Source organism: Shewanella benthica KT99 (assembly GCF_000172075.1).
In the GTDB taxonomy this organism is placed as follows: Bacteria; Pseudomonadota; Gammaproteobacteria; order Enterobacterales; family Shewanellaceae; genus Shewanella; species Shewanella benthica_A.
In genome coordinates, this window is the sequence record NZ_ABIC01000017.1 from 21019 (window position 1) to 37496 (window position 16478).

17 protein-coding genes are annotated in these 16478 nt (G+C 46.8%); all 17 read right to left on the minus strand.

The genetic code is table 11. The features are described 5' to 3' along the window. Positions 1-11 precede the first annotated feature (11 nt). Entirely contained in the window at positions 12-1145 is a 1134-nt protein-coding gene (gene flhB, locus KT99_RS09755; RefSeq protein WP_005499495.1) for a flagellar biosynthesis protein FlhB, read from the minus strand. A gap of 48 nt (positions 1146-1193) precedes the next feature. Beyond that, on the minus strand, positions 1194-1991 hold the full coding sequence (fliR, locus tag KT99_RS09760) for a flagellar biosynthetic protein FliR (RefSeq protein WP_005499497.1): 798 nt from the start codon (positions 1989-1991) through the stop codon (positions 1194-1196). A gap of 81 nt (positions 1992-2072) precedes the next feature. Beyond that, on the minus strand, positions 2073-2342 hold the full coding sequence (gene fliQ, locus KT99_RS09765) for a flagellar biosynthesis protein FliQ (RefSeq protein ID WP_005499500.1): 270 nt from the start codon (positions 2340-2342) through the stop codon (positions 2073-2075). An 8-nt stretch (positions 2343-2350) separates the two neighbouring features. Further along, positions 2351-3097, minus strand: a complete 747-nt coding sequence (gene fliP, locus KT99_RS09770; RefSeq protein WP_005499502.1) for a flagellar type III secretion system pore protein FliP — start codon at positions 3095-3097, stop codon at positions 2351-2353. Next, positions 3094-3471 carry a flagellar biosynthetic protein FliO gene (gene fliO, locus KT99_RS09775; RefSeq protein ID WP_005499504.1) on the minus strand — a complete coding sequence of 126 codons (378 nt, stop codon included), beginning with the start codon at positions 3469-3471 and terminating at the stop codon, positions 3094-3096. The genes fliP and fliO overlap by 4 nt, the downstream gene beginning before the upstream one ends. A 7-nt stretch (positions 3472-3478) precedes the next feature. Next, positions 3479-3862: a flagellar motor switch protein FliN gene (gene fliN, locus KT99_RS09780; RefSeq protein WP_005499506.1), complete on the minus strand. Its 384-nt coding sequence runs from the start codon at positions 3860-3862 to the stop codon at positions 3479-3481. A 68-nt stretch (positions 3863-3930) separates the two neighbouring features. Then, complete coding sequence (gene fliM / locus KT99_RS09785; RefSeq protein WP_040571837.1) at positions 3931-4956, minus strand: flagellar motor switch protein FliM; 1026 nt, start codon at positions 4954-4956, stop codon at positions 3931-3933. Between the two features lie 115 nt (positions 4957-5071). Further along, positions 5072-5587, minus strand: coding sequence for a flagellar basal body-associated protein FliL (gene fliL, locus KT99_RS09790; RefSeq protein WP_005499509.1), 516 nt, complete (start codon positions 5585-5587; stop codon positions 5072-5074). A gap of 80 nt (positions 5588-5667) precedes the next feature. Then, the gene (locus tag KT99_RS09795) at positions 5668-7371 is read right to left on the minus strand and encodes a flagellar hook-length control protein FliK (protein ID WP_232504280.1); all 1704 of its coding nucleotides are present in this window, start codon (positions 7369-7371) and stop codon (positions 5668-5670) included. A gap of 207 nt (positions 7372-7578) precedes the next feature. Continuing rightward, positions 7579-8025, minus strand: a complete 447-nt coding sequence (fliJ, locus tag KT99_RS09800; protein WP_005499511.1) for a flagellar export protein FliJ — start codon at positions 8023-8025, stop codon at positions 7579-7581. Between the two features lie 119 nt (positions 8026-8144). Continuing rightward, positions 8145-9485, minus strand: a complete 1341-nt coding sequence (gene fliI, locus KT99_RS09805; RefSeq protein ID WP_005499512.1) for a flagellar protein export ATPase FliI — start codon at positions 9483-9485, stop codon at positions 8145-8147. After that, positions 9454-10533 (minus strand): flagellar assembly protein FliH, encoded by a 1080-nt coding sequence (fliH, locus tag KT99_RS09810; protein ID WP_005499513.1) that lies wholly within the window; start codon positions 10531-10533, stop codon positions 9454-9456. Before fliH ends, fliI begins: the two co-directional genes overlap by 32 nt. Beyond that, a complete protein-coding gene (fliG, locus tag KT99_RS09815) occupies positions 10533-11570 on the minus strand; it encodes a flagellar motor switch protein FliG (protein ID WP_005499514.1) in 1038 nt (345 codons plus the stop codon). Before fliG ends, fliH begins: the two co-directional genes overlap by 1 nt. After that, positions 11560-13263: a flagellar basal-body MS-ring/collar protein FliF gene (fliF, locus tag KT99_RS09820; protein ID WP_005499515.1), complete on the minus strand. Its 1704-nt coding sequence runs from the start codon at positions 13261-13263 to the stop codon at positions 11560-11562. Before fliF ends, fliG begins: the two co-directional genes overlap by 11 nt. Positions 13264-13334: 71 nt before the next feature. Beyond that, positions 13335-13679: a flagellar hook-basal body complex protein FliE gene (gene fliE / locus KT99_RS09825; protein WP_005499516.1), complete on the minus strand. Its 345-nt coding sequence runs from the start codon at positions 13677-13679 to the stop codon at positions 13335-13337. A gap of 253 nt (positions 13680-13932) precedes the next feature. Beyond that, the gene (locus KT99_RS09830) at positions 13933-15294 is read right to left on the minus strand and encodes a sigma-54-dependent transcriptional regulator (protein ID WP_005499517.1); all 1362 of its coding nucleotides are present in this window, start codon (positions 15292-15294) and stop codon (positions 13933-13935) included. After that, positions 15287-16408, minus strand: a complete 1122-nt coding sequence (locus KT99_RS09835; RefSeq protein WP_005499524.1) for a sensor histidine kinase — start codon at positions 16406-16408, stop codon at positions 15287-15289. Before KT99_RS09835 ends, KT99_RS09830 begins: the two co-directional genes overlap by 8 nt. Positions 16409-16478: the final 70 nt, after the last annotated feature.

Genomic DNA, 16478 nt, shown 5'->3' on the forward strand with positions numbered 1-16478 from the left:
CACTCTGTATATTAATACGTTAAATCCTCAGGTATCGGCTGTTTAAGCGGAATAGTCGTTGGTCTCCGGCCTCCATGCTGTTGATATTGACGTAATTGAAATACATAAGCTAATACCTGAGCGATGGCAGTAAATAATCCCTCCGGGATCTCTTGATCTATCTTAGTCGTATGATAAATAGCGCGGGCGAGAGGCGGTGCAGAGATAATAGCAATCTCATGTTCACGGGCTATCTCTCTAATCTTAAAAGCGACTTCATCGACGCCTTTTGCCAGCACATAGGGCGCCGTCGACTTCATGGCGTCGTACTTCACCGCGACAGCATAGTGCTCCGGATTGACGACGATAACATCGGCACTGGGTACTTCTGCCATCATACGTCTCTGTGCCACCTCCCTTTGCATCTGCCTTATCTTACCTTTCACCTCTGGCTTACCCTCGGTGTCCTTATATTCATCCTTTATTTCCTGTTTGGTCATCTTGAGTTGCTTATTGTGATTCCAAATTTGAAATGGCACATCGATAACCACGATGAGTATGGTTGACGAGCACAGCAAGATGAACATCCACACCAGTAGATCGAGTGCGTGATATACATTGCTAGGAAGATGATCCCGAGACAAGGCCAAGATTTCATTAAAAAAGAAGCTCAAAATGAAATATGCCGATGATGCGACAACCAAAAATTTGGCGATACCCTTGGTTAATTCCACCAGGGCTTGCACGCCAAACATTCTTTTTAACCCTTTCATCGGATTCATCTTCTCAGTTTTCGGCATAAATGCCTTGGTAGAGAAGGTGATACCGCCTAATAAAATATTGCCGATAAACGCCACTAAAGCGATAAAAAGCATCAGGCTAGCCATAGGGAAGGCAAGCTCTCGCGCTATCATGCCCCACACCAGAACCATCTGATTGGTGTCAAAAATCTGCTCCCTGTCCTGGGTAAACAAGGTGGTCATTATGGTCACTAAACTACTGGCAATGCTTGGGCCGACCATGGCCAAACCCACTGCGGCCGACACCAAGACCGCCGAAGTGCCTAACTCTTTGGAGCGGGCAACCTGGCCTTTCTCCCGAGCTTGTTCTAATCGCCTGGGGGTGGCCTCTTCGGTTTTCTCTTGGCTACTGTCATTTTCAGCCATAAACTCGCACTCCCTTAGGTAGACGCTGCCGTCGCTTAAGCTGCAACATCAAAATGTCCCATCGGTATTACACTGCAGCTTCAATATATCGCATAACAACAGCTGAGCCGACGTCCACACCTCACCAAAGTGCTCCATTATCGGCGTCAAGGTCAACCACAAGATCACTAAACCACTCACCATGGTCACGGGGAAACCTATGGCGAAAATATTCAATTGCGGTGAAGCTCGGGTCATGACACCGAACGACAAGTTGATCAGCAAAAGTGCAACGATAGGGGTCATAGACATGGTCAATGCCGCACCAAACATATAGCCCCCCCACTCGGCCAACAATCTATAACTTGTCACACTCAGACCTTGATCCGAGATGGGAATCGTCTCAAAACTCAGCACTAGCATACGGATCATCACCAAATGACCATCTACGGCGAGGAAGATCATGGTGGTTAACAGCAAAAATAAGTTACCTATTACCGGTGTTTGTTGCCCAGATGAGGGATCAACCATGGAGGCAAAACCTAAACTGGTCTGCATGCCTATAATTTGGCCTGCAAGTACAAAGCATTGCATCACCATCAAGGTGACAAATCCCATGGAGATGCCTATCAGCAGCTGTTGCAAGGTGATAAAAATCGCCGACGCCGCAAATAGCGCTACATTTTCCACTGGGGGTAAAACCGGTACGATGGCGAAGGTAATCGCCATCGACAACAAGGCTCTGACTCTGACAGGTGTGGTATTAGCCCCGAACACAACCATCACCATAAACATGCTAGACACCCTGAACAGAGGCCACATGTAAGAGGCTATGGTGTCCATTATGGTCGCCATCAGAATATCCATCAGGCTAGCCTATTTGACTCATAAAATTAATCACTCGAAACACTCGAATCATATTAATCACTCGAATCATTTGGTGTTTCATCATCCTATGACCTGGGGGATCATGTTGACCATCTGTACGAAGAATTCCATCATGGTTTGGATCAAGGTATGACCCAGAAACATCAGCGCAAACAAGGTCGTCAATAAACGAGGCAAGAAACTCAAGGTCTGTTCGTTAATTGAGGTTGCCGCTTGGAACACAGCCACCACTAAGCCGATGACGAGTCCAGGCACGATTATCAGCGACACTATTGTCACTATGACAGAGAGTGCCTCGCGGAAGATGTCGACTAATGACTCAGGATTCATAAACCCACCTAGACAGCGAAGCTATTGGCCAGAGTGCCCATCACCAGACTCCAGCCATCGACGAGCACAAACAACATGATCTTAAAGGGCAGTGAGACGATCATGGGAGATAACATCATCATACCCATAGCCATCAAGATACTGGCCACCACAAGATCCAACACCAAAAAAGGCACGAATAACATAAAGCCAATCTGAAACGCCGTCTTTAACTCACTGGTGATAAATGAGGGAATTAACACGCTCATGGGCACATCTTCGGGTGAATTAATGTTCTGATAACCCGAGATTTCGATGAAAGTGTCCAGATCCGTCACTCTAGTTTGGGCCAACATAAAGGTCTTGATTGGCTCTTTGCCAATATTGAAAGCCTGCTCAATATTCATGGTTTCAGCGATATAGGGTTGCACGGCTTCAGCATAAATTTTATCGAACACAGGTGCCATGATAAAGAAGGTCATAAACATACTGATGCCAATAAGCACCTGGTTTGACGGCGTTTGTTGCAAGCCAATGGCTTGTCTTAGAATCGACAACACCACTATGATGCGCGTGAATGAGGTGAGCATGATGATCATGGCTGGCAGAAAACTCATTGCCGTCATCAACAGCAGTATCTGCATAGTCACAGAGTACTGAGTCCCACCATCGGCAGTCGTGGTCACAATCAATGCCGGTAAGACACCATCGAGGGCGAATGCACCCGGTGAGATCAGCAACAGACTCAAGATGAAGCAATAGGATAATCGCTTCATATTGAATTCGTCTTAGCTTGGCGTAATCGTTCAGCAAAAGACTCGGTCTCGATACTGATGGGCGAGTCTAATTTATCTATGACCTGTATTTGCTGGGCAGTCACACCGAGTAAATATTGCTGGCCACCCACCTCGAGTAATACCACCTTCTCTTTCTGTCCCAATGGCATAACCGCCAAGGTCTTCAATACACTGTGGCTAGATGGCGCTAATTTTAAGCGTTTAACGATATAGGCCAGCACAAAAATGATGGCGAGCACAACAATTAACCCGCCTAACATATTGGTCATTGTCGATATAGCCGATCCCTTCTCTACCGTTGAGGCGACGGTGGGGGATGCCGCCAATCCACTTACGAACAACGAGTTAATCATATCTACCTTATTTTAACTTCTTAATACGCTCAGTTTGGCTAATGACGTCGGTCAGACGGATACCAAACTTATCATTCACCACCACCACTTCACCATGGGCAATCAAGGTGCCATTCACCATCACATCCAGAGGCTCTCCGGCGATGCGATCTAATTCCACCACCGAACCTTGGTTGAGTTGGAGTAAGTTACGAATACTGATGAAGCTACGACCCACTTCCATCGATATGGTCACAGGAATGTCCATGATGGTATCGAATTTTACCGCTTCATCGGCAGGAAAGACCTGGCTTTCATCAGTCAGCTCATCAAGCTCGACTGCCTGCGCCTCCTCTATCGCTTGCTCGGCCATGGCTGCGGCCCAATCGTCACCGGTATCTTCTGTACTCATCGTTATTACCTTAACTACTTAATTTAGCGTAATATCTTAGTGGTTTCTTTCCTTGACTAAGATAGGATTTATAATTCAGAAATATCTTTACTCTTACTCTTACGCGTCACCAATTTCAATTCTGTTTTTACTGTTTTAGGTCGGGGGATTTTTTCAATGATCCGCAAGGCTAAATTGTCTCTGCTCTTGCCTAATTTACATCGATAAGTGGGTAGATCTTCGACGCGCAGCACGATATGCTCAGGTAAATCGACGGGGATAATATCGCCTGCTCTAAACTTCATCACATCTTTAAGGGCGATCTCTTGATCCACTATGGTAGCATCTATGCCTACCTTGATATCCATTATCTCGTCTTTCAACGCCATAGACCAGCGCTTATCCGTATCTTGAGTATCACTCTGCACGCCGGCATCTAGCAGTTCACGTATCGGCTCTATCATGGAATATGGCATGGTGATGTGGAAGTCTCCCCCACCGCCATCCACTTCGATATGAAAAGAACTGACCACGACCACTTCTGTTGGGCTGACGATGTTTGCCATGGCCGGATTAACCTCAGAATCAAGATACTCAAACTCGACATCCATCACCGGGGCCCAGGCCTCTTTATAGTCTTCGAAGATTATTTTTAGCAATAGTTGCACTATGCGTCGTTCGGTTGGTGTGAATTCACGACCTTCAATTTTGGCATGAAAACGGCCATCCCCACCGAAGAAGTTATCCACTAAAATGAAGACTAATCTGGCCTCCATGGTGATGAGCCCCGTTCCTTTGAGCGGACTAAATTTCACCATATTCAGGCTGGTAGGAACAAACAGAGTGTGAACATATTCACCAAATTTGATCATCTGCACGCCATTGATCGACACTTCAGCTGCGCGACGCATCATATTAAACATGCTGATACGCAAGTGTCTGGCAAACCTTTCATTGACGATCTCTAAGGTAGGCATTCTTCCACGAACGATGCGATCTTGAGAAGAAAAATCATAGGAGCGAGCTTCGGATCCATTCTCTTCATCATCATCATCTACGTCATCGACACCATGCAGTAACGCATCAATTTCGTCTTGGGTTAATAGATCACTCACAATAACGCCTTTATTAAACAAAAATAGGGAAACGGGCTAACGGATACAAGCGTGACTTGAGATCTAGTTAGCATAAAATCGAAACTAAAAATTATTCAGGGTTCGCTCTCATGTACTACTGCATAACGAAACCGGTAAACAGGACTTTCTCAACGATTTTACGCCCAGTCACAGATTGTAGCGTATTCTGAACATTGAGTAAGGCCAATTGACGCATCTCGTCTTTACCGGCTAAGCTAGTTAACTTTTGCACATCGGCACTGCTAAACGTCGTCAGTAGTGCATCTTCAATCAAGGGAATGTGTTTCCTAATTAATACCCCATCGTCAGCACCACGCACCATCAACTGAACCTTGATCTCTACCAGCCTAGAGCGGGTCGCCCCCGGGAGGTTAAACAGGAATGGTCTGGGCATTCCCACATAGAAAGCTTCGCCTACATGCATCGACTCTTGAGTGTCTGCGGCGGCATCGGTATTTTCACTGTTCGCTGAGCTAGCTCCCAGGAAAAACCACAAAACTGCGGCGATGATTAACACTAATACCAGGCCGATAACGCCGAAAACAATCAATTTCTGCTTACTTTTCGGCGATTCATTTTCTTCGAGTTCTAAGGATTCTTCTTCGGCCATTTGCTTTCCCTTTTAGGCTTAAATCTGCTGCTATCTTGCTATAATGGATCAAGGATCTAATTTTGCTATAGACTACCTGCTTATGCGTAATAATCTATAGCTGAACGATAACTAGATGGCTGATTTAAGCTTAATAGTGACTCATCTGCAGATATTTCATCCAGTTCTACGTCATAACCCTCTTGTGACCGTTCCGAATGCTCTGCTTCACCTTGATCTTTTCCCGAATCTCGCTGAGAAACCTGGCTATCTGTGAGCTGCAAGCCCTGTTCGGCCAACATCTCTCTTAACTTAGGTAATGCTTGCTCGATAATATCTCGGGTCTGAGGCTGGACCACATGAAACTGCACTTGAGTCTGGTCGCCCTGAATCTGAATTCTCACCACTAATGGCCCCAACTCAGGCGGGTCTAACCTGATTTCTGCATGCAAGGTCCCTTGACTCACCATAGTCACTAGCTGCTGCTTCATGACGGGAGAAAAACGCTGGATCATCTCCTGCATCTGACTCTGAGTGTCATTATTCTGTCTTGATAGCAACTGAAACTGGGGAGTGTCAGCTTTACTCTGTGGTGTTGAGCCTAATTGCATCCCAGCTAAGGTTTTAATGTCTACGTTTGACGTGGATGTCGTGTCCATTAGCGTTGCAGAAGCCTCTAGATTGGCCTTCGAGGGATTGAGCTGCACCGATAACTCAGCCCCTTTAAGCTGTTGCTCAGCCTTAACCGTCACCGCAACAGAAAGCTTAGATGACGGTTCCAATTGAGTTTTCTCGCCTAGAATGGAGCTGGATTGCTTATCTTTACCTTGCTCAATTTTATTTTCTGTGCGGGTTAACACATCAAGCCCAGCAGCTTGTTGGGACTGGGGCACTTTGGCTACATCCTTTACCCCGGATGACTTATCAGAGGTTTCTGCCTCAGGCAGTGGCAAGGTATTATTCGCTTGTGTAACACCCGCACTGCGGCTTTCGCTCCCCTCACGACCGCCAACGCTAGCAGGAGAGCGCACGCTGGCAGCCTGAAACTCTGAGTTTGTCACTGTGGCGATGAGCTGAATTAAGTTTTCAGGGGGGGATTGTGTTAATTCAGCCTCGGATAAACCCGATGTTTGCACTAGCTTATCGATAAGGTTTTTATCTAATGGCCGTTGAGTATTAGGCTCTAAGAGTTGCGCATCTGGATGTGACAATTGAATATCAGCATCTATAATCTCAGCATCAGCATCTATAATCTGAGCATCAGCATCAATGGCTAACGTCTCTACATCGATACGTGATGCCGACTGCGATGGCTCAATCGCGACGTCAGCGGCTATCACTTCATCAGTTGCAAGATTGAAATCTGTATTGTCAGCATCATTGACCACACTGAGCAAATAATCATCTAATCTTGCATCACTTGTCGTTTGCTCATTGCCTTGCTGCGGCAAGGTGTCGCCGCGGTTATCTAGGCGAGTATTTCCCTCTAGCTTACTGGCCCAATTTATTTGAGCCAGCACATGATTGACATCTATGTCCTTGTCAGCCACTCGGGCTTCACGCTCAGACTCATCGCCCGATCCCGCTAGTGTTGGATCATCTTGAGCCGATCTGGTTTCAATATTGACACTTTCAGCTCCATTTGACTCTTGCGCTTGAATGCTAGCTTGTGCTAAAGCCACAGAAAAATCATTATTTTCAGATGATTGAGTGCGACTCTTATCACCCTGTTTGATTCCACCGACAGAGAGGTCAGCGGATGTGTTTTCTTTGTTCGCTAAGAATATATTCGTCATTTTCTGCATTAAGCCTCCAACAAGGCTGATATCCAATCAAGATAAGCGCTATTTTTTACGATAAATCACCGACGCCAGCTCGATCTCGTCAAAACGGTTTTGTCAAAATAGTGGCCAAAAAATTAAATGACCACAGGTTATTGATAAATTAAGCAATAAAGGTGCCAATATACACAGAGATATTTAGGTAAGTAATAGCATCAAAAAAATCTTATTTCAGCGAGCTTTTTTCCTATAAAACATCTGTGATGCAAACTCATCCGCCATCTTTTGTTCGAGTCTCATCTCTGCTGTTCTTGCCTTCTGTGCCTTATGTTCTAACAGTAATTCAACCGCCCTACGTTTTTGCTGTTTCTCTTGCCAATGCTGCTGCCGATAATTTCTCTGAGTATCCGCTTCAGCGACCGAGATAAGCTGCTTGGTAATGGCTTCGTCTACCTGGCGTACAAATTGGTGGAATTGATGATAATAACTGGCACTGATATTCTTTCCATGATGGCTCTCCATCTGTTTCATATAATCCAAGCGATAGTTTTGCAGCGCCTCAAGCTGACTCTGGCATTTTTGCAGTGCTAATTGCGCCGATTGCAACTGCAGTGCCGCCTGTTCTTCCGCTTCGCTAGTCAGTTTCAATACAGTATGAAGGGGATCTCGCTTAGCCATAGTTATTCCTGAGATAAAAGAAGGAGTTAAGCTGTAAGTTGTAAGCTGTAAGTTCCCGAGGGCGCAGCCCATCGAATAGGCGCAGCCGTCCGCGAAGCGAAAGGAACTAGGAACTTAAATCAAACCTTACACTGATCACTCAACTGAGAAAGCATCAGCTGACTGGAATCAAAACTGAGTGACTCAGTCATCGTTTGCCTTAAAAATGCGTTCATCGCCGGTTGCAGCCGTATCGCATTATCGATTCTAGGGTCGCTGCCCTGAGTGTATGCCCCGATTGAAATCAGATCTTTGTTCTGTTGAAACAGCGAATATACCTGCTTTACACGGCGCATTGACTCCAAATGCTCGGTGCTGATCACCATAGGTGCAACTCGACTAATAGAAGCTTCGATATCAATTGCGGGATAATGGCCTGAATCGGCTAATGATCTCGACAAGACTATGTGTCCATCTAAGATAGCCCTGGCCGCATCGGCAATGGGGTCTTGAAGATCATCGCCTTCGGTTAATACGGTATAAAATGCCGTGATAGAACCTTGACCCGGACCACCATTGCCCGCTCTTTCTACCAATTTAGGTAACTTAGCAAACACCGAAGGCGGGTAGCCTTTGGTTGCGGGAGGCTCACCGACGGCCAGTGCTATTTCTCTTTGTGCCTGAGCATAACGAGTCAAGCTATCCATAAGCAGCAATACGTTATAGCCTAGGTCTCTAAAATATTCTGCAATTCTGGTTGATGTTTCACAGGCTCGAAGACGCATGAGTGGCGACGTATCGGCGGGCGCAGCTACCACCACAGAGCGGGCGCGTCCCTCTTCGCCCAAGATCTCTTCGATAAACTCTTTAACTTCCCGGCCACGTTCTCCGACTAACCCCACGACTATGATGTCGGCGGTCGTGCCCCGCGTCATCATGCCCAGCAGCACACTCTTACCCACCCCGGAACCGGCAAACAGTCCCATTCTTTGACCTTTGCCGACAGTTAACATGGCATTGATTGCCCTGACCCCGACATCTAAGGGCTCAGTGATGGCTCTTCGGGCTAATGGATTGATGGTAGGGGCATGTCTTGGTGCTTTTTGATCTGTGTGTAATCGACCTAGATTGTCCAAGGGTTGACCATTGCCATCGAGCACCCGACCTAATAATGCCAGGCCAACATTGAGTCCGGTTTGCTCACCTAAGGGGGTAACTTTGGCGCCGGGTAAGACGCCTCTTAACTCTTCGATAGGCATTAAATAGAGTAATTCATCGTCGAAACCTATCACCTCGGCGACCATGTCTCCAGCCAAGGTTTCTATGCTACACAGGCTACCTATCGGAGCCCGGCAGCCGATGGCTTCGAGCGTTAAGCCTACCACGCGGATCAACTGCCCACTGGCCTCAGCGACAAATGGATGAACCCTATCATGTTGCCGTCTGATTTTATTCAGTAACTGGCTTTGGCGGTTGCTCATCTTGTTTTACATCCTCTAAATCTTTAGCTGCTGACACCTTGTCTTCATTAGTGCTCACTGTCTCTTTGGCTGCACTAGGCTCACTCACTAGACCGTCGGATGACTTGCTCTCCTCAGGCTGTTCTTTACCCTGTTGAATCGGTAAACCATCGTCTTGTTGTGGAGCTGGCTCAAGTTCGGATGGCTCCTCTGCTTCATCAGTCACATTCTGTTTGGCATCTTGGCTGGCGGATGATAAGGCCTGCTGTTGCTGTTCTTGGGATTGATTGAGATGTTGAACATGATGCTCCATCTCCTGCAGAACTGTGCTTATCCTCTGCTCGAGTCGCATATCGACACGGCTTCGCAGGCTGTTGATGACGCAATCACCAGGTGAAAGACTCGGATCGGCTTCCAATTCCCAGCGGTTTTTTTGCAACTGATTGGCGCTATAGACTTGTTGAACCAAGTGATGATCATCGGGATGCAAGCGAATGGTGATCCCTTGCTCCTTCAACGGCAGTGAATCAACCCCTTGCCTCAATGCTGCCAATATGTGCTCGGGGTGAGTTTTTAACTCGTGACCAATCACGGCACGGGTTAATTTCATCGTCAGGGAGAGCAACTCTTGCTCAATCTCGGTATCTAACAAGGCTAAGGGCTTTTCAAATTGTTGCAGCAAGGACTCGAATCGTGAAATTAACACTTTGGCTTGCTCTATTCCTTCACTATGACCTTGCTCTATCCCTTGTTTAAGCCCCTCTTCATGGCCTAATTTCAACCCCTCTAATCGGCCCGATTCAGCGCCAGACTGAAAACCTTGCTCTTTCCCCTGGGCAAAGCCTTCTAGTTCGGCTTGCGCTTGGATCTCTTCAATCTCTGCTAATGTAGGGGGTAAAATAGATTGGGGTTCATCCACGGTGGCTTTATGTACAGTTCTACGACCGAACAAGTTTGACACACCTTCGGCAGCAGCAACTGTGACATCAGGGATCTGCCAATGAGTGAACTCAACCTCGGATTGACCAGGCTCATTCTCTGTCGGCTTAGCTTCACTATCAGTTTTCATTATAAGAACTCTTCACCACCGCCACCGCCTAACATAATTTCACCACTGTCACTTAAGCGCTTGGCGATTGATAAGATCTCTTTTTGAGCAACTTCGACTTCACTGATCCTGATAGGCCCCATGGCTTCTAAGTCATCACGTAACAACTCTGCCGCTCGCTTAGACATATTACCCAAAATTTTATCTTTGAGTACATCGTCGGCTCCCTTGAGTGCCTTCATCAACACATCTTGTTGAATTTCGCGAAGCAGTACTTGAATACCCATGTCATCCACACTACTCAGATTCTCAAAGACAAACATAAGATCTTGTATCTGTTGCGCCATCTCTTCATCTGACTCTCTCATGGTCTCCATAAGCTGACTCTCAACACCTGTATCCAGATAGTTCATGATATCTGCAGCCGCCTTCAAGCCGCCCATCTTAGCAGCCTGGGCACCGCCTTGACCGGCAAACTGTTTCTCCATGATATCATTTAATTCCTGCAGCGCTGCGGGTTGAACCTCTTCTAAATTTGCGATGCGCATCATAAGATCCAGACGAGTATTCTCCGGAGATTGGGCAATAATTTCTGCCGCCTGATCGGGTTCCAGATAGGAAAGCACGATAGTTTGGATCTGTGGGTGTTCATTTTGTATTATGGTCGCCACTTGACGAGGATCCATCCACTTGAGTGAATCCAGCCCCTTAGCACCACTGCCCATGATGATCTGTTCGATCATATTTCCGGCCTTGTCTTCACCCAACGCCTCCGTTAAGGCCTTACGAACAAACTCTTGACTGTTAAAGCCAATAGATGAGTACTTTTGAACTTCGTCAAGAAATAGCTTATGCACACCTATGACTTTCTCCTGACCAAAATCAGTCATGGCAGCCATCGCCATGCCGACCTTTTGAACTTGCTTAGGCTCCAAGTGTTTTAAAATTGACGCAGCGTCCGCTTCACTTAGGCTCAAGAGTAAAATTGCCGTTTTATCAGTGCCAGTTAGCTGGTCGACATTGTCGGCTTTGGCGTCATTCTCGGATTTATTGCTCATCTTGCTGTAACCAACCTTTTATCACTTGGGTAGATAACTCAGGCTCATTTGCGACTAACGCCCTAATAGCTTTAATCATATCATCATCTTTATGAAGATCCGGTATCAAAATCGAACCATCATCGGCATAACTGTATTCGGCTTCAGGGCGATTGAGCATTCCTAAGGTATCGGATGCAAATTGATCTTCGATCTCAGCCAGTTCATCACCAAATTTAGGCTCATCGGGAATATTAACGCTTGCGGGATAAATAAGACGTTTGAGCATGGGCCTAACGATAAACAAGATTAATGCAAGAATGATCACCCCGCCCATGCCTAGCTTGAGTGCTCGCCAGAACCATGGCTGTTCCCACAGCTCAGGAGCGGGTAACTCTTCGATAAGCTGATCCATGAAGGGAACGGTGACCACTTCGAGCACATCACCTCGTTGAGTACTGAAACCCACGGCTCCCTCTAGCAAGCGGCGAATATTGGCTAACTCCTGTTCGGTTCTCGGTACTCGATTGATTTGACCGTCTTCTCCAAGGGTGCCGGTTTTATAATTCACCGCAACTGACACACTGATACGCCTTACCGTACCGACCTGCTGCCGAGTATGGCTGATGGTAGTATTGAGTTCAAAGTTTCTGGTGGCTTCTCTATGGGATGAGCCACGACGTGCTGAATTTAACTGTGCGTCAGTAGTTAACGCATTCTGCGGGATATCACTCTCCATGGGCGGCTGATTAGATAAGGCGCCAGGGATCCCGGATGCACTGCCACCATTTGAGTTGTTCTCGACAATCATTTCACTTCTAAGGGCTGGCAGGTCTGGATTGTAACGCTTCGAAGTTTGCTCTACCGCGGTAAAGTCCATGGTAACATCGACTTGAGAGGTGAAATTCTCAGGCCCTAGAATAGGCATTAAAATTGATTGAACCTTAGTCCGGTATTCTGCCTCTTTTTGCTGTGCCAAGTCTGACTCTCTGCGTGCTCTTGCCGACACCGCATCTTGGCTACCTGAGTTTAATAACCGACCATTTGAATCTGTCACCGTGACGCGAGTGGGAATTAGGCCTTGAACGGCAGAAGCGACGATATCGACGACGGCATCGACTTCTTCTTGACCGAGTCCGCCGCGACGAACATTGAGAACCACAGTGGCACTGGGTTTGGCACGGTTTCTAGCGAAAACGTTCTCTTTGGGAATGGCCAAAATAACCTTAGCTCTGTTAATACTTCTCAGCTCTTCAATTGCTCTGGCCAAGTTTAACTCTTGGCTGTGCTTGAGCCTGGCCAGCTCCATTCGCTGGCTCACACCAAAACCACTATCTTGACTCAGGTAATCATTTGAGCGCGAAGCACCATCGATTCCTTCACGGCTCAACATCAACTTAACGGCTTGATACTGATCTTCAGGCACCTTGATCACATCGATATCGATCCGATAGTCGATTTTGTTTTTATCTAAGACGTCCAAAACCTTTACCATCTCTTGGGTATCCATTTTCCCAAGCGGTCTATATTCCGGCTCTTGTGCCCACAGCATGATAAATACAGCCAATGCCAAACAGATCGCGAGCGCGAGAATCATGGTGATCTGGCGCAGCATATCGGCCCCGCCAAACATACTGCCACCGGATTTATTTTCTTCCTGGACTCCACCCGCCAGCTTATCACTTGCCAACGTAGACTCAGAACCTACTACCATGTCTGTGCTCAAAATTGTACCCGTTTATTCTAATTAATTATCGTATGTATTGCTTAGCATGTGAACCGACACTAGACAGGCATGCTCATGATCTCTTTATACGCTTCGATGAGCTTATTTCTAACTTGCATCGTCGCTTCAAACGCGACACTGGCCTTCTCTCTGGCGATGACGGTATCGGAAAGAGTCACCCTAGTATCTCCCATATCCAGGCGAGTGGCCAATGAGCCAGCATTTGCTTGAAGCTCGCCAACGCTGCCGATAGCCTGAGACAGCAGCTGACCAAAATCACTGCCAGAGGTATTACTGACTTGTTGGGTGATCGGTGAACCGAAACCGGAATTGAGTCCAGAAGGTTTAATTTCACCACTAAGAGACTGCATCTCTTGTAATAATGAGTTGGCTCCAATCTGCATATTTTTCTCCCCATCGTCTTGCTGAACGCACCAAGTGACGATTAGTTGACTAACTTAACTGTTAGATGAAAATATGCAAAATGTTTGCCAAGTTTAAAGAAGAGGAATCGGCTCGTCAACACGATATCGAATTATAAGCCGTAAGCCGTAAGCCGTAAGCCGTAAGCCGTAAGCCGTAAGCCAGAACAGTTAAACAGAGTTAAAGTGGGAATGTTCCTAGGACCGGTGATCTCGGACCTAGGAAAAAGTTTTTCTAGGCGGGGATCGCTATGCCCATGTCTCTCATTTTGGCCATCTTATACCTGAGGGTTCTGGCACTGATCCCCAGTTTTTCGGCAACCAGTTTCCTACTGCCCTGACACATGTTTAGTGTCTCAAGAATGATCACATGCTCCTGTGCCTTAAGCTCATCGCCTAACGCATCGAGTTCTGCTGGTTTATTCGTCGAGTGTAATTGCTGCTCTAGCGGCACCTGGCTAATGAGTACTTCCTGAGTATCGAGAATAATATCTGCCCCCACAATCTGTTCTCCCGTCATCAAGATCAAGGCGCGTTGAATCACATTATCAAGCTCCCTGACATTGCCAGGCCATCTATAGGTCAGCAATCGTCTACAGGCTGTTTCATCCAGACTAGGGATCTGCAATAATCCAGATTTAGCGCCATGGCGATTCAGGAGGTGACGGGCCAGAGGCAAAATATCTGCCGGCCTCTGACTCAATGACGGCCAAGTGAGAGGAAAAACATTAATTCGATAATAGAGATCTTCACGAAACTCCCCTGACGCGACCACAGCTTTTAGATCACGATTGGACGTTGCCAGCACCCTGATATCTAACTTGATGCTTTTACGTCCTCCGAGCCGTTCAACCTCCCTTTCTTGCAATACCCGTAGCAATTTAGCCTGAAGGCTTAAATCCATCTCGGTAATTTCATCGAGTAATATAGTGCCTCCCTGTGCCTGTTCAAACTTACCCGGGCAAGCTTGATACGCACCAGTAAAGGCGCCCTTCTCATAGCCAAATAAGGTGGCTTCCAACATGTTTTCGGGTATTGCGGCACAGTTTATCGCGATAAAAGGGCCATTATCACGACGGCTATGTTGGTGAATGTATCGTGCCAGTACTTCTTTACCCGAACCACTCGGTCCCATGATCATCACCGAAGCTTCCGATGCAGCCACCTTCTTAGCCAGATTGAGCAAGGCAAGACTCTTTTCATCGGCGACAATGGGCATGTTCTGCACTATCTTAGGTTTCAGATATCGAGAAACCTGGTTCAACAGCACCTCGGGGGCGAAGGGTTTGGCTAAATAATCTACCGCACCAAGTTTTATGGCCTTGACCGCATTATCTATGGTGGCATAAGCTGTCATTAATAATACCGGCAGCTGAGCTTGGTTCTGCCGCAGGTAATTAAGTAGACCTATGCCGCCTATCCCCTCCATCTGTACGTCGCTAATGACAAGGTCAAAAGATTCAGCCTTGATTTTAATGATCGCATCTTCGGCCGAAGCTACATCGACACATTCATATTGCGCCAGCAACAAGGTGTCTAGCAGAGCTTCCCTGAGTGAATGATCGTCTTCAACCAGCAATAATTTACCTTCAGACATGATTTAGCCCCTCCGCTGCGGATACTGCATTTTTCACAGAAAGCCGTGATCCGAGCTGTACCATAGATATTTTTAATTTAGGAAAGTGTAAAGATACCTTACAGCCTTTGCCTTTTTCACAGCCCAATTGGATTTCCCCACCATGATTGGCCACTACAGACTGAACGACCGCAAGGCCCAAACCTGTGCCTTGGGGCTTAGTGGTAAAGAAAGGTTCGAGTACTTTTTGTTGCATCTCTTTATCTAAACCTCTGCCGTTATCGGTGACATGGATCTGAATTTGACTCTCTGTTTCACTTCCCCTTAGCTCGATGAGTGTCGCCCCCGCTTCTATGCTATTGATCACTAAGTTATTAATTGCAGAACTTAATGTGCTGGAATTAGCCAGAAACTCGCTAACAGAATGATCAATTTGGATTAATTTACACAAGTTTTGCTCAGCAATGGGCTCACAATTGGCCATGACCTGATCTAAAATCGTTGCAACCTTGTGTGCCTCGCCTTGATCTTGTCCCCGACCCTTAGCCATCAGCAACATATCATTGACCTGATGTTCTAGCTCATTGAGCCTGTCGACTAGCTTAGTCTGAAAGCGGGCTCTCGCTTGCGCCGATATTTTCGTATTGGCCAGATTAGAAGCGTAAAGTAGTGCTGCGGTTAACGGAGTCCTCACTTGATGTGCCAAAGTTGCCACCATTTTCCCCAATGCCGACAAACGCTGTAGGTGTGATAGATTCTTCTGTAACAAGCGAGTTTCGGTGAGGTCGGTAAGCACAATCAACTGCCCAGGCTCAGGAGTTAACGGGGTAATGGCCAACTTCACCCGGCGACCATTCTTAAGCGAGACTTCGTGACCATCGTCATCTCGAGGAGAGAATGCACGCTTGATGACCTGCAGCCATTTAAGTCCTTCTAAGGGTAAACCTAGCAGCTCTACAGCAACCGGATTAGCATCGGTGACCCGTCCATCTGCATTGATGATGATGATCCCCGATGGCATAGCCTGCAGAATATGCTCCATACGATTCGACATATTGGCAGCTGGCGCTGTATCCAAGTATTTAGGCGAATCTTGCTTCAAATGATTAAGGTGTAATTGAGGACTTACGGACATATCGACTCCGTCAAAAAATTGCTGCTAACGGGGGTTATGCATGAAGTGGGCCAAATGAAAAAATAAGTGC

Excerpts from the sequence above, each read along its gene's own strand:
- flhB (WP_005499495.1), bottom strand. The coding sequence starts at position 1,145 with ATGGCTGAAAATGACAGTAGCCAAGAGAAAACCGAAGAGGCCACCCCC.
- fliR (WP_005499497.1), bottom strand. The coding sequence starts at position 1,991 with ATGGATATTCTGATGGCGACCATAATGGACACCATAGCCTCTTACATG.
- fliQ (WP_005499500.1), bottom strand. The coding sequence starts at position 2,342 with ATGAATCCTGAGTCATTAGTCGACATCTTCCGCGAGGCACTCTCTGTC.
- fliP (WP_005499502.1), bottom strand. The coding sequence starts at position 3,097 with ATGAAGCGATTATCCTATTGCTTCATCTTGAGTCTGTTGCTGATCTCA.
- fliO (WP_005499504.1), bottom strand. The coding sequence starts at position 3,471 with ATGATTAACTCGTTGTTCGTAAGTGGATTGGCGGCATCCCCCACCGTC.
- fliN (WP_005499506.1), bottom strand. The coding sequence starts at position 3,862 with ATGAGTACAGAAGATACCGGTGACGATTGGGCCGCAGCCATGGCCGAG.
- fliL (WP_005499509.1), bottom strand. The coding sequence starts at position 5,587 with ATGGCCGAAGAAGAATCCTTAGAACTCGAAGAAAATGAATCGCCGAAA.
- KT99_RS09795 (WP_232504280.1), bottom strand. The coding sequence starts at position 7,371 with ATGCAGAAAATGACGAATATATTCTTAGCGAACAAAGAAAACACATCC.
- fliJ (WP_005499511.1), bottom strand. The coding sequence starts at position 8,025 with ATGGCTAAGCGAGATCCCCTTCATACTGTATTGAAACTGACTAGCGAA.
- fliI (WP_005499512.1), bottom strand. The coding sequence starts at position 9,485 with ATGAGCAACCGCCAAAGCCAGTTACTGAATAAAATCAGACGGCAACAT.
- fliH (WP_005499513.1), bottom strand. The coding sequence starts at position 10,533 with ATGAAAACTGATAGTGAAGCTAAGCCGACAGAGAATGAGCCTGGTCAA.
- fliG (WP_005499514.1), bottom strand. The coding sequence starts at position 11,570 with ATGAGCAATAAATCCGAGAATGACGCCAAAGCCGACAATGTCGACCAG.
- fliF (WP_005499515.1), bottom strand. The coding sequence starts at position 13,263 with ATGGTAGTAGGTTCTGAGTCTACGTTGGCAAGTGATAAGCTGGCGGGT.
- fliE (WP_005499516.1), bottom strand. The coding sequence starts at position 13,679 with ATGCAGATTGGAGCCAACTCATTATTACAAGAGATGCAGTCTCTTAGT.
- KT99_RS09830 (WP_005499517.1), bottom strand. The coding sequence starts at position 15,294 with ATGTCTGAAGGTAAATTATTGCTGGTTGAAGACGATCATTCACTCAGG.
- KT99_RS09835 (WP_005499524.1), bottom strand. The coding sequence starts at position 16,408 with ATGTCCGTAAGTCCTCAATTACACCTTAATCATTTGAAGCAAGATTCG.